This is a genomic window from Niallia sp. Sow4_A1 (assembly GCF_052116745.1).
GTDB classification, from domain to species: Bacteria; Bacillota; Bacilli; order Bacillales; family Cytobacillaceae; genus Niallia; species Niallia hominis.
Window position 1 is genome coordinate 25,126 of the sequence record NZ_JBQKKM010000020.1, and the last position, 11,973, is coordinate 37,098.

The window sequence follows — 11,973 nt, forward strand, 5'->3', positions numbered from 1 at the left end:
CTTTTTATATTTTAGACAATACCAATCATTTCCTTTAACAACCAAACAATTGTATAAAATAAGATGATGACTAATAAAGCTAGAACGAGCATAATCCATACGCCTCTTTTCCTTGCTGAAAAATAAAAATCACGATCCATATATTTATTCATTAATGGATTATACTGACAGACTTTATCCCATAGAGAAAAAAGCCATCCATACATCATAAAGCAAAAAGCGGTAAAAATTGTTAATTTTAGCCACAAGGGTGGGACGAGAATAATAGCCCATGTTGTACTATTGATTAACATAAAATAGCCATATAAATAACTTGAATTTCGAACCACAATTTTAATAAACAATTCGATCAAGCCATTAATTGGAGTACGCTTTTTAAAAATTCGTTTGGAGTTCCGGAAAAGTAATGGTTTTTTTCTTCTTATCACCACTGGCTTTTCTATTTGCGGCGAAGCCATAAAGATAAATTGAGTAATACTCGATTTTCTTTCTTGCTCCATTTCAATATGTATGTCGAGTGAACCTTTTTTCCCTATCGCTTTCAGACTTAATAGAATCGACAAAATAAGTACTGAAATAGAAATAACATAAACTGGAAGATGATAACCACTATCTATAATACGATACATCCATTGACTGCACCAATTAAAAACCAGAAACAAACAAAGTGTGATGATACTTTTTCGAAAAGTAGAGACAACTTTTCTGATTGGATATTTCAGAAATAGGAGGCACGCTTGTAAAGAACGAAAATAAACAAATAAGACGATAATCTCCTGCCAGCTTAACAAATAATAATTAAGCAAAAAAGGTAGAAGACAACTAAACCCTGCACATATGACAAGCAATTGTTGAAGAAAAGAATAAAGATAAGCCCTTCTTTTTAAGCCACTTAGTAATTCAGGCTTTTTCACCAAAAATACTTTGTCCGCTTCCACAATAAAGGTCCGTATATTTCCGCTCCATGAAAGAAGGTAAAGGAAGAAAAACGGGATGATAAAAGGAATGTTATCAAGCCATTCAGGTAATTCCTTCCACCATGAAAAATATACTGCTGTACAAAAAATAACTGCAGGAATAAGAATATATAAGACTACCGTCCAATCAGCCACAGAACGAAAAACCTGACTTTGAAACTTCCAATTTCTTATTACACGATCATAAAATAGCTGCCTACTTTTCATTCTTAGTACCTTCCGCTAGCACATGAAAGCAATCATACAAGGAGCCATCTGGCAATTGGCACTGTCTTCGTATATCCTCTAGCGTGCCTTTGGCAACGAGGTGTCCATCATGAATCATAAGAAATCGATCGCATATCTTTTCTGCTGTATCTAATACATGTGTAGACATCAGGATTCCAGCGCCACGCTTTCGTTCCGCTTCAATCGATCCTAGGAAATGCTTCATCGCATTTGGATCAAGTCCCATAAATGGTTCATCAATAATATATAATAAAGGATTCGTTATCATCGCAAGAACGAGCATTGCTTTTTGCTGCATACCTTTTGAATATTTCGTTGGGTTTTCATGTGCATGTTTAGATAGCTTGTACTTATCCAATAACGTATTTGCCTTTTCCTTATAAGCTAGTTCTTCTAAACCTTCCATTGCCGCAACAAAATCAAGATGTTCCCATAAAGTTAATTCATCATAAAAAATCGGCCTTTCTGGTAAATAAGAATAAGTGATACCATCTTTGGATGAAATCTCTCCATCTAATTGGTCCATTAAACCAAGCAGACTTTTAATCGTTGTGCTTTTGCCAGCCCCGTTTGGTCCTATTAAGCCAACCAACTCCCCTTTTTCAATTGCGAAATGAATGTCTTTGATGATGTCTTTCTTTTTTTCATAGCCAGCTGATTCTATCGCTACACGTAAAAGAGACATGTCCACACCCTCCCTCTCTTGTTACAAGTACATACGAGTGAAAAGAGGAAAAAGTTTCTATATTGAATAAGAAAGATGTATTTTTTCCCATATAGATACAACTTGCCAATAGTAATAAAGTGGAATGGTTATACAATAATATTATGCAATAGTTCGTGTTTGGAAAGAATTATATAAAAAAGTCCGTTGTTATTACCCGCGGTCTGAATACACTCATTTTCCATGGGCTATGGGCTTTGCCTGTGGGGTCTCACCTTTCTCGCTGATCCTACAGGAGTTTTTGTGTATTCAGACTGCTCAGTTCTTCCATAGAAATAAAGTTTTTCTATTTCCATAATCGTTTATAGAAAAACAATCTAAAGTTCTATTACTTCTTTTTCTGCAATATGATTCTCATAGAAAGTAGCGTTAGCAGTATATACGTAAGGAACTAACCAAAGAAAGCCAATTCCGATGGAAAGGATACAAAGTAGTCCCCAGCCAATAAAGCTTAGACCTAACAAAAAGTACTTCCACTTGTATCCATCCATTCTTCTTCTACTTTCAGTAATTGCTTCAAAGATTCCAAACTCTGGATTATCCTTTAACAGCAACATCGTTTGGGAATAAGCTAACCCTTTAATAATTCCAGGAATAAGGAACAATAAGGACCATAAAAAGGTAAAAATGCCAATCATGATATTTGTGCCAATCAGCTTCACAGATAGTGCAACATTTGTATAAATGCTAAAAATTTGAGAAACTTGTGGATTTTCAGTACGTACTAAGCCAAGATAAAACCAAATAATGCCTACAGTTAAAGGAATATACAAAAGAGAGATGATAAAATTTCCAAATTCAGAGCCGACAGGAGAGTATTCCTGATAAAGCCAATTATGTATCCCACCACTAAATAAAATATCAACGATTGTTGTGAGAACCATACTAACAAAGAAATAAATGAAAGATATGAAGACACCTTTTCCCCAATATCCTCTCAGAGCTTGCCTTGCTTCTGTTTTAATTTGTTTTATTTTCATTTCTATTCCTCCTTATTCCAAATTAATGAAACCATCCTCCTGTCATTCCTAAATATAAATATGCGTAATATTCCCATTTATGAAAAGGAAAAAGGCTATGCTTAGCAAGAGAATAAAAAAGATAGATGCAGTTAGGTACATTACCTTTCTGCATCTATCTTTTTTTCTTTCATTTATACAGCTTGACTATCCATTTTCACAATCATTTTGCTTCCGACAAGCTTGACTAAATCTACCACTCGATTTGAATAGCCCCATTCATTGTCATACCATGCTAGTATTTTCACTTTATTGTGGCCGATAACCATTGTCGATAAAGCATCAATAGTTGCAGATTCGGTCGTTGTATTAAAATCAATAGAAACTAAAGGCTCCTCCGTAATAGCAAGAATACCTTTCAAATTCCCCGTTGATTCCTTCTCAAAGGCTCGATTAACTGATTCTCTCGTCACATTTTTTTCTAAATCAACGACTAAATCTACTAAAGAGACATTCTGTGTTGGCACTCTTAATGCCATTCCATGGAGTTTCCCTTCTAAGTGTGGAAGAATCTCTTTCAAAGCCTTTGCAGCACCTGTCGAAGTTGGAATAATATTTTGCCCACAAGATCTTGCACGCCGTAAATCATTATGTGGATTATCTATATTGTTTTGATCATTTGTAAAGGAATGAATCGTTGTCATTAATCCATTCTTTATCGTAAAATGTTTATCTATAACCTTAGCAATTGGCCCTAAACAATTGGTTGTACAGGAGGCATTCGAAATAATATGGTGTTTATCCATATTTAATACCTCTTCATTCACTCCCATTACGATGGTTGCATCAGCATTTACCCCAGGAGCTGTAAGCACTACTTTTTTCGCGCCGGCATGTAAATGCATTGCTGCTTTATCTCTATTGTTAAATTTCCCCGTAGCTTCTACAACGATATCAATATCCAGTTCACTCCAAGGTAATCTTTCTGGATTGCGATTATTTACTATTAGAATCTCTTGACCATCTATTAGAATCGAATGATCCTTAGTTACTACTTTTCCAGGGAATTTCCCATGAATTGTGTCATACTTTATTAAATGTGCTATCGTTTCAGAAGGATAACTGGCATTAATAGCAGTAATATGTATATTTTCATCATTAATAGCATTCCTAAGCACCATTCTTCCGATTCTCCCAAAGCCATTAATTGCTACTGATATTGTCATATAATCCGCTCCTTTTTAAATATGTTATACTAATAATAATTAATCTTCAATAAGTATAACACATATAAAGTAAAATACATCTTATTTATTGAAATAAGATGTATCATTCTTTCTTATTTGGTTTTAAGAGTAGATAAACATTACTATCTCTTTAGTCAACAACCCACGATTGAAGTCACGAGGATTCTCGGCTAAAGCCTAAATCACTCGGTGTTGTAGCTTCTTTGGTATTTCGAACAAACCAAGATATAATAGTAGTGCTATCACGAATATTTTTATTTTTGATGTCTTTTAACAAATAATAGACACTCTCTTGATTAGAAAATGTTTCAAATCCTTTAAAAATAGATCCTATCTTATGATAATCCGTATTGGGGCATTCAATTAGTCCATCAGTTGTAAGGAAGATATGTGTTATTCCTTTTCTCAATTCTTTCACACCTAGATTATAAGTGGGCACATCTTGATGAAAGGTACTATTTTGTCCAATCCATTCATAGAAGCTTCGATGATTTTGCTGGTATTCTCCCAATTTTGAAAACTCTGGATGATTTAATGCGAGTATGCAGTCGCCAATTGATAACCACCATAAATAGTTTTCTTTTCGCACAACGATTAAACATGCAGTTTCTCCTTGAATCATTTTGCATTGCTCTAGAAATTCCTTGCTGGCGAAATGGTTTAAGAAAAAAGAAGTAATTTGTGGGAATACTTTATTTAGTGGCAATTGTAGAATTGTTTTTAACTCCTCTTTTTTTTCATCCATGCTTTTTATCACTAAATCTGCGCTTTGTGCTGTATCATGTGCATCTAAAAGGGTCGCTAATTCCCAATCATCTTGTTCATTTATCCAGATTAAGCAGCCATCTTCATTTTTGTATTGACCTACAGAAGAATTTCCTCCAAATCTGCCTAATACTAGATTATTTTTTAGCTGAAGAATGTTAATCTCATCCATAAAATGTTTGTCACTACCTACCCATTTATATTCCATATAGTTCTTCCTCACATATAAAGCAACATATAGCCATTTCCCATTCCCCCTATGATAAAAATGGATAGAAAATCTAATGTCTCCTTGAAAGAATCAATAACCCTTTCGAAAAAATTTTTGATATGCAACTTTTTTACTCTTAACCACGAAAACCTTTCCCTGATACTCTTGATATTTTTTTAAAAAATCAGGCTTGCCCACTTCTTCAAAGTGTTTATTCCATTGAAACATTTTAAAGAAAATCTTAAAGGAAGGCTGATAATGTGCTTTTTCAATGCCTACCTTTTGCTTAATAAATCTTTTCATAATGCGATAGGTACGAATATAATAATTAGTATCCAAGAAAATAATGATATCCGCTTGTTGGAAACTGTTCTTTACCCATTCGTCATGATGAACTCCTTCGATAATCCATTTATCTGTTTGGACAATCCTATGTAATAATTTCTCTCGTTCCTCTTCGGTTCTTCTGCTATCTCCATTTTCCTTTCGCATCCAAACGACATTATCGAGTTCATAATATGGAATTTCTAGTTTCGTTGATAATTCCTTCGCTAATGTTGTTTTTCCACTACCAACAGAACCAATGATATGAACTTTAGCTGGAGCAGTTTTCACCATTCAACACCTCCCTATGATAGCCGATTATTATGCATGAGAGGTAAGTGGAAAAAGGATTGGTTCAAGGTTTTCAATCTTTCTCGCATGTCGAATAAATAAAACATCTGAACTCTCTGCAACTATATAATTTCCTTTGCTTTTTAAATCATCTGGTATAAAATGAAATATCACTTTATCCGTTGAAAAAGACTGCAGAAGAACTTCAAAGTCTACTTTATATGTGCTGATCACATCATATACATATAGTTTATTCTCTATTTTTTCACAGATAACAATCACTTCTTCTTTCTCAAAATAAAAAGTCATTTCATTAAAAACTTCGATTAAATAAAAGAATAGCAAATGGTTATTCTGTTTTACTCCACAAATAGTTGAAACTGGAATTCGATTTTCAGCAATTCTTTTGATTAGACGAAAGTCCTCGCTACTATTAACATCTAATTTTCTAGGATTAGATGGTCTTTCTTCTTTATTATAGAAATCAGCAGACATCTCCATATAAAAGTTGCTTTCCTGCATCCTGCCAAACCCAAATTTCGGATAAAAATCAAGAACAGATGGATTGGCAAATAAATAGATAAAATCATATAGGTTTTCATATTTTGCTATAATATGATTAATTAATTTTGCAGATAACCCTTTATTTCGGTAGTCGGGGTGTGTCATGACAGTACCAAGCTGCAGGGACTTATACATTTTATTATGGAGGATGATATCCATCTTATTAATCGAAACATTCGCTATCACTTTGTCACCATCTAAAAAAGAATAACAAATATAGTCATCATTCCAGCAACCAAGTTGATCCCATCTTGAAAAGTCGATTTTAAAAACTTGTTTAGCTAATTCAATAAAACTATTTTTATATATTTCGTTGTCTTTGTAATCAGATATTAATTGATATTTGCTCATAAAATGTCTCTCTTCTTATTTTATATTATTCAATACTTAAAGATACTTTCCCACTATCTCGGAAAGACGCATCTGCTACTTTTTCTACTATCATTTGTCCATCTTTCACAAGGATAACCGATACACAGCAATTGTCATGATGGGGGAATCCTTCACTATTTAAGAGGGACTTCATCAAAAAGCCAATAGTGACACCATGGGAAAAGACTGCAATATTCCCGCCAGTATCTTTGTGTGCAGCTATAATATCAGCTACAGCAGCGTTTGTTCGATTTAATAATTCAGTAAATGATTCTCCATCTTGCAATTTACTTTCCACATCTTTAAAGGAAAAGAGTCTCTCAAGAATATCTCCGTGCTCTGCAATAATATCTGCCTGTAGCATCGCTTCAAACATTCCAAAATTCATTTCCTTCAACCGTGCATCTTTCGTTAATTGGATATTTCGAGTACCTAAAGCGAATTTTGCTGTATCTAAAACTCGCTGACTATCACTTGCATAAGCAGCTATAAAGGGAATATCAACTAAACCAGCTCCTACAGATTTCGCTTGCAGTATCCCATTTTCCGTTAAGGGAGAATCACAAAATCCTTGCATCCTTTTCTCAATATTATATTGGGTCTCTCCATGTCTTATAAAATATAATCTCAATTCGTTATCCATTTCAAACATCCTTTCTTTTTATTTTTCGCAGGATAAAATCAAGAAAAGCGGAATTCTCTTCCGTCTTTCAAAATCTTCTTTTTGCTCAAAGTTCTCTTGCTTTGGCATACCTTCCCGTAAATCTGTTACTTTAAAGCCTGCTTCCTTTAACAGCCGAAAATATTCTTCGATTGTCCGATGATACTTAACTACATCTTCTCCTATCCATGGCTCTGTTCTTTCTCCCATTGAAAAATAATTATCCACAATCCAATTCGTTCTTTTTTTCGAGGAATCGGCGCTCTCAATTGTAGAAAGCAATAGTGGGTGTTGAACACTGAAGACAAATTTCCCATCTTCCTTTAACTGATTATAGATACCGTGAAAAATCGTATGTAAATCTTTTATATAATGAAATACTAAACGGGATACAACTATATCGACCTTGCTATTCATAAAATCCCAATCTTCCAGCTTAGAATGATAAACCGAAGCAGTTGTTCCATTTACATGCCGGGAAGCTTCGTCAAACATTCGCTTGGAGCCTTCCACTCCAATATAGCTTTCTGCACCTTTCCCTAAAAGCTCGAGTCCAAAGTTTGCATCTCCACATCCTAAATCTAGAATAGACTTTCCTTTCATGTCTCCCAATAGCTCATAGAAAATCGGCCTTTCTATACTATTATTGGGACTTGAATCTCGATTTCTTCTAGCTCGGTAATTTTCAAAAAATTGCACATTATCGTATACAGAAGAACCTTTATATGCCATATATCCACCTACCAAATTTCGCGAATTTTTTTTACAATCAAATCTACTAAAATATCATAGCCTTCTTCACCGAAATGAAGACCATCATTATGTATGCCTTTTAATTTATTCTAATAACCTTTGAAAGATCTACATGTTTCTATCCTATTTTATACCATTGAAAAGGATTCGTCTTATTCTTATAAAAATAAAATAGGATTCTTGTTCGGTTTGAAATAATGATAAATAAAGGAAAATATATGCTATGATTTTATAATAATAACAATAAGTCGGATAACTTATTGATGCTAGGATATTTTGATCTTTCTTGGAAGTTTGGTTTTGAAAGAATTAAGATGGACTGTATCCCAAGATTTGCAGCACTATCCAAGTTTTTTTCATAATCATCGATGAATACTGTTTCTTTTGCAGGTAGATTCATTCCTTGAAGTGCATGCTCAAATATCAATGAACTTGGTTTGTTTACGCCAAGTTCGAAATTAAATGTCAGCTGATCAAAATATTCATATAAACCTGCGTTTTTTAAGACTCTCACAATAGATGGATCTGTATCTGATATAACGCCAATTTTATATTTTTTTTTCAATCCTTCCATTGTTATTTTTGCATCTTCATAAATGACATAATTGTCATCGTTATATACTAATCACAAGCAATTATTTCTGCATGTTGTTCAGATAATTTAATTTCAGGTAGCATTTTACCAATTTTTTTATAAAAATTTATATATCTTTCAAGTTCCTCCACTTCCTTTTTGTATATTTCCGGTTTTAAACATTCATTTGCTTTTAAAAATGCTATATGAAGCTTTTCCTTTGGTATGGAATGAAGTAATTCTATATTTATAAATTCTAAAGCTTTTGCAGTTATTTTCCAATCACCAGTATAAGGACGAAAAATTGTCCAGCCAAGATCAAATAATATCCCGCGTAACGGTTTATTTATTATCATAGACAAACTCCTTGATAAAATAATAGGATACTAACTTCCCGCAACAATTACTAGTATTCCGTTTACTTCAAACGCAAATATTCTTATCTAATTTTAGAAAAACAACAAATTCAAATATTACAATTTTAAATCTGGTGAGAACTATCACAAAGGTTTCGAAAATCCTGTGCTCTCAGCTTTATATCCCATTTTTCTATAAAATTGGTGTGCATTTGCTCTTTCTTTACGATTTCCGCTATTTAAACCGATTCCAACTGCGCCGATTTTTTTCGCAAAACTTTCCACTTCATTTAATAATAGCTTTCCAATCCCTTTGTTTCGATAATTAGCGCCTACTACGAAGGCAATGACTCTAGCATAAATACCATCTTTATTGTATAGAATATCTGTATGAAATCCGATCATCCCAACCACTTTCATTTCATAGCAAGCTACTAAAGTATAATGATTGGGACTAGCTTCAATAGCATGTAATCGAATCCTCATTTGCTCAACGGTAGTCGTATAGCCAAGTTGATCCATCAATACAGCTAATTCCTTTATATCATTTAAAGTTGCTTCTCTTATCTCCATTCCCCTTTCCCCCTCATGATACATTTGACAGATAAAAGCTTTTTCAATCCATGAAATAAATTATTTGCTATACAAAAAGAAATACCGATAATTCACTTATCCTTTTCGCTCCTCTAAACGCTTTTCTGCATGTTGAAATCCCCATTTCATCATAATTGGCACACAAAACAAGATAAATAATAAACGGAATAACTGATAGGTTGTAATAATCGGCAAGTTAGCATGAACAGATTGTCCTAGTACTGCCATTTCCGCCATTCCTCCTGGCGCTAACCCAATAAATGCAGTTAATAAGGAGATATCGCTGTCTATGCTTATTAAAATATAACCAAGTAATAAAGAAAATAGAACAAGTAGAGTGGAAGTGACAGTGACAACACTTAAAAACTTTGCCTTATTTTCGATATTTCCGAATTTAATTTGTAATCCAAGATGAATGCCTATTAACGTTTGGGCAACACAGACTAAAGTAGTCGGAATTGCTGGCACATCTAACCCAGCAATGGATATCGTCGCAATAAAAAGCATCGGACCAATCATAAACGGTGCTGGAAACTTCCACTTTTTCACTAAGCTTGCGATAAGATAGCAACAGAAGAGGAGCAGAAAAATCATCCAATGATAGCTTACACTGCCTGTTGTAGTAGCTACTGATGAAGTTGCTTGATTTCCATATAAAATCGGGCTATAAACAAGGAGTGGAACGAGAATGATAACGGATAAGATACGGCTTATTTGAATAACTGTTACAACAGTTAAATCAATTCCTTTAATTTCAGAACTGATGGCAATCATTTGGGATAAACCACCAGGAATACTACCTGCAACAGTTGATTTTAAATTGCTGTGTGTTAACTTCGAAGTGATAAACGCAAGGATTAAACTAAAAGCAATCATGATAACAGTCATTAAAAGCATCGATGGTAAATGACTACCCATTTCTACTAATGTCTGTTTCGTGAATTGCTTTCCAATGAGGTATCCAATGACAAGGAGCCCGATATCTCGAAAAGAGAAAGGTAATTTAGGAGAATTTTTGGCAAGTCGAACATAAAGAATCGTACTGAACATGGGGCCAAGTAGCCAAGCAAGGGGAAGTTGGCATACTTGAAACACCCATCCTCCAAGTACAGCACTTAAACATAATAAAAGTAATGACATGATTTCGATCCCTTCTATAAAAATAAGTACTCTCATTATACTACTTATTTTCCCTTAAAATGAAGGACTACTTTCATTTTTTGATAATCATTAGTTGCCTTTATAGCTTATTTCCTTTACTTTTACTTTTTGCAGCACCCATTCTTGCTTATTCCAAGTCCACCAAGTTTCCAAGTAGCCAATGGTATCAACAGCAGCTAATCCACTTATCCGTTGTTTTCCCTTGATAGCAGTTTGATTATTTAGTCTAGTTACCTTTAACTCAGAAAATGGAGATAAGATTAACTCGGTCGGTTCATTTAATCTTCCTTTATGGTAAAGGCCAAGCTTTTCATAATGATGTCTGCGATCATATAAATCAAAAATATACATTTTTTCTTTATTTATCTTTAATTCTGCTTTATATGCATCCTTAAACTGGCTTTCTACTGATGCTAACTCTGGTTTTTGCAATTCTACTAATTTATTTCCTTGCAACTGAAAGAAATAAAAACTCTTCTCTGTTCCTCTTTCATTCGCAGATACAGATAGCAATAATTCTTTATGGTGATCATCATTTATATCCATTATATGTAATTTAGGATCAAAGCCACCTTCAACGGCTAACGTTGCAGTCTTATCTTTTTGAATAGAAACATCAAGAAATAATTCCTTAAAAAAATTACTATTTTCAGGTTGATCTGAAGCATCTCCCTTTAATTGAATCATTTCTTCTTGCCCATCACTTGTAATATCTGTTTTTTCTTCTAGGATAAGTTTATAGGTCTTCTCATCCTTCTCCATTGCATAAACACCAGTAATAGCAGTTAAAGTCATTAAAAAGAAAGCACTCAAAGCAACAAGTAATTCCCTTCTCATGCTAAAACCTCCTAACATCATAATAATTTTAGCATGTCCTTTTTTGGAAAAATCATGTAAGTAAGGAAAAGAATTTTTAAAAAATAACGGATAGTTGATTTTTTGATGCTGGATATGTGTATTGGTTTTGGATGGAGAGGCAGGAACGCTATTTTTCGCTTAACCCTAGTTAAAAGTGGTTTTCATTCCTTTGATGAACACCATTTTTCCCTTAGCTCTTACCGAAAGTGGTTTTGATTTCCCTGTTGAACATCATTCTTACCGTATCCTTCCCAACAAATTCTAGCTTTCATCACTTACTATATATCTCATAATCGCTCCCGCTCTATAATACAAGTATTTCAACAAATGAATGCCAATACACCAAACAAAAAA

Annotated in this window: 13 protein-coding genes and 1 pseudogene; all 14 read right to left on the reverse strand. The window is 33.8% G+C overall.

The window, feature by feature from the left end:
• Positions 1 to 11 precede the first annotated feature (11 nt).
• The 14 genes and pseudogenes from ACTQ5K_RS12475 to ACTQ5K_RS12540 all read right to left on the reverse strand — a co-directional run bounded on the left by ACTQ5K_RS12475 (position 12) and on the right by ACTQ5K_RS12540 (position 11,598).
• A complete protein-coding gene (locus tag ACTQ5K_RS12475; protein WP_235251520.1) occupies positions 12 to 1,184 on the reverse strand; it encodes an ABC transporter permease in 1,173 nt (390 codons plus the stop codon).
• On the reverse strand, positions 1,174 to 1,890 hold the full coding sequence (locus tag ACTQ5K_RS12480; RefSeq protein WP_235251521.1) for an ABC transporter ATP-binding protein: 717 nt from the start codon (positions 1,888 to 1,890) through the stop codon (positions 1,174 to 1,176). The genes ACTQ5K_RS12475 and ACTQ5K_RS12480 overlap by 11 nt, the downstream gene beginning before the upstream one ends.
• A 356-nt stretch (positions 1,891 to 2,246) precedes the next feature.
• Complete coding sequence (locus ACTQ5K_RS12485; protein ID WP_235251522.1) at positions 2,247 to 2,909, reverse strand: DUF975 family protein; 663 nt, start codon at positions 2,907 to 2,909, stop codon at positions 2,247 to 2,249.
• Positions 2,910 to 3,082: 173 nt separating this feature from the next.
• The gene (locus tag ACTQ5K_RS12490; RefSeq protein ID WP_235251523.1) at positions 3,083 to 4,114 is read right to left on the reverse strand and encodes a glyceraldehyde-3-phosphate dehydrogenase; all 1,032 of its coding nucleotides are present in this window, start codon (positions 4,112 to 4,114) and stop codon (positions 3,083 to 3,085) included.
• A 175-nt stretch (positions 4,115 to 4,289) separates the two neighbouring features.
• Positions 4,290 to 5,108 (reverse strand): protein phosphatase 2C domain-containing protein, encoded by an 819-nt coding sequence (locus ACTQ5K_RS12495; RefSeq protein ID WP_235251524.1) that lies wholly within the window; start codon positions 5,106 to 5,108, stop codon positions 4,290 to 4,292.
• 93 nt (positions 5,109 to 5,201) lie between these two features.
• Positions 5,202 to 5,729: an AAA family ATPase gene (locus ACTQ5K_RS12500; RefSeq protein WP_284561094.1), complete on the reverse strand. Its 528-nt coding sequence runs from the start codon at positions 5,727 to 5,729 to the stop codon at positions 5,202 to 5,204.
• A 27-nt stretch (positions 5,730 to 5,756) separates the two neighbouring features.
• The gene (locus ACTQ5K_RS12505) at positions 5,757 to 6,641 is read right to left on the reverse strand and encodes a GNAT family N-acetyltransferase (RefSeq protein ID WP_235251525.1); all 885 of its coding nucleotides are present in this window, start codon (positions 6,639 to 6,641) and stop codon (positions 5,757 to 5,759) included.
• A gap of 25 nt (positions 6,642 to 6,666) precedes the next feature.
• The gene (locus tag ACTQ5K_RS12510; RefSeq protein WP_349204970.1) at positions 6,667 to 7,305 is read right to left on the reverse strand and encodes a histidine phosphatase family protein; all 639 of its coding nucleotides are present in this window, start codon (positions 7,303 to 7,305) and stop codon (positions 6,667 to 6,669) included.
• An 18-nt stretch (positions 7,306 to 7,323) separates the two neighbouring features.
• A complete protein-coding gene (locus ACTQ5K_RS12515) occupies positions 7,324 to 8,055 on the reverse strand; it encodes a class I SAM-dependent DNA methyltransferase (RefSeq protein ID WP_235251526.1) in 732 nt (243 codons plus the stop codon).
• A 250-nt stretch (positions 8,056 to 8,305) separates the two neighbouring features.
• Positions 8,306 to 8,677 (reverse strand): annotated as a pseudogene (locus ACTQ5K_RS12520) (HAD family hydrolase); the annotation flags it as partial.
• A 20-nt stretch (positions 8,678 to 8,697) separates the two neighbouring features.
• Positions 8,698 to 9,006 carry a hypothetical protein gene (locus ACTQ5K_RS12525; RefSeq protein WP_235251528.1) on the reverse strand — a complete coding sequence of 103 codons (309 nt, stop codon included), beginning with the start codon at positions 9,004 to 9,006 and terminating at the stop codon, positions 8,698 to 8,700.
• 144 nt (positions 9,007 to 9,150) lie between these two features.
• Positions 9,151 to 9,579 (reverse strand): GNAT family N-acetyltransferase, encoded by a 429-nt coding sequence (locus tag ACTQ5K_RS12530; protein ID WP_031537782.1) that lies wholly within the window; start codon positions 9,577 to 9,579, stop codon positions 9,151 to 9,153.
• A 96-nt stretch (positions 9,580 to 9,675) separates the two neighbouring features.
• Positions 9,676 to 10,740 carry an AbrB family transcriptional regulator gene (locus ACTQ5K_RS12535; protein WP_235251529.1) on the reverse strand — a complete coding sequence of 355 codons (1,065 nt, stop codon included), beginning with the start codon at positions 10,738 to 10,740 and terminating at the stop codon, positions 9,676 to 9,678.
• A 90-nt stretch (positions 10,741 to 10,830) separates the two neighbouring features.
• A complete protein-coding gene (locus ACTQ5K_RS12540) occupies positions 10,831 to 11,598 on the reverse strand; it encodes a hypothetical protein (RefSeq protein ID WP_235251530.1) in 768 nt (255 codons plus the stop codon).
• Positions 11,599 to 11,973 lie beyond the last annotated feature (375 nt).

What these genes read in the sequence shown, in the direction of transcription:
- ACTQ5K_RS12475 (WP_235251520.1), bottom strand. Translation starts at nt 1,184, where the DNA reads ATGAAAAGTAGGCAGCTATTTTATGATCGTGTAATAAGAAATTGGAAG.
- ACTQ5K_RS12480 (WP_235251521.1), bottom strand. Translation starts at nt 1,890, where the DNA reads ATGTCTCTTTTACGTGTAGCGATAGAATCAGCTGGCTATGAAAAAAAG.
- ACTQ5K_RS12485 (WP_235251522.1), bottom strand. Translation starts at nt 2,909, where the DNA reads ATGAAAATAAAACAAATTAAAACAGAAGCAAGGCAAGCTCTGAGAGGA.
- ACTQ5K_RS12490 (WP_235251523.1), bottom strand. Translation starts at nt 4,114, where the DNA reads ATGACAATATCAGTAGCAATTAATGGCTTTGGGAGAATCGGAAGAATG.
- ACTQ5K_RS12495 (WP_235251524.1), bottom strand. Translation starts at nt 5,108, where the DNA reads ATGGAATATAAATGGGTAGGTAGTGACAAACATTTTATGGATGAGATT.
- ACTQ5K_RS12500 (WP_284561094.1), bottom strand. Translation starts at nt 5,729, where the DNA reads ATGGTGAAAACTGCTCCAGCTAAAGTTCATATCATTGGTTCTGTTGGT.
- ACTQ5K_RS12505 (WP_235251525.1), bottom strand. Translation starts at nt 6,641, where the DNA reads ATGAGCAAATATCAATTAATATCTGATTACAAAGACAACGAAATATAT.
- ACTQ5K_RS12510 (WP_349204970.1), bottom strand. Translation starts at nt 7,305, where the DNA reads ATGGATAACGAATTGAGATTATATTTTATAAGACATGGAGAGACCCAA.
- ACTQ5K_RS12515 (WP_235251526.1), bottom strand. Translation starts at nt 8,055, where the DNA reads ATGGCATATAAAGGTTCTTCTGTATACGATAATGTGCAATTTTTTGAA.
- ACTQ5K_RS12525 (WP_235251528.1), bottom strand. Translation starts at nt 9,006, where the DNA reads ATGATAATAAATAAACCGTTACGCGGGATATTATTTGATCTTGGCTGG.
- ACTQ5K_RS12530 (WP_031537782.1), bottom strand. Translation starts at nt 9,579, where the DNA reads ATGGAGATAAGAGAAGCAACTTTAAATGATATAAAGGAATTAGCTGTA.
- ACTQ5K_RS12535 (WP_235251529.1), bottom strand. Translation starts at nt 10,740, where the DNA reads ATGTCATTACTTTTATTATGTTTAAGTGCTGTACTTGGAGGATGGGTG.
- ACTQ5K_RS12540 (WP_235251530.1), bottom strand. Translation starts at nt 11,598, where the DNA reads ATGAGAAGGGAATTACTTGTTGCTTTGAGTGCTTTCTTTTTAATGACT.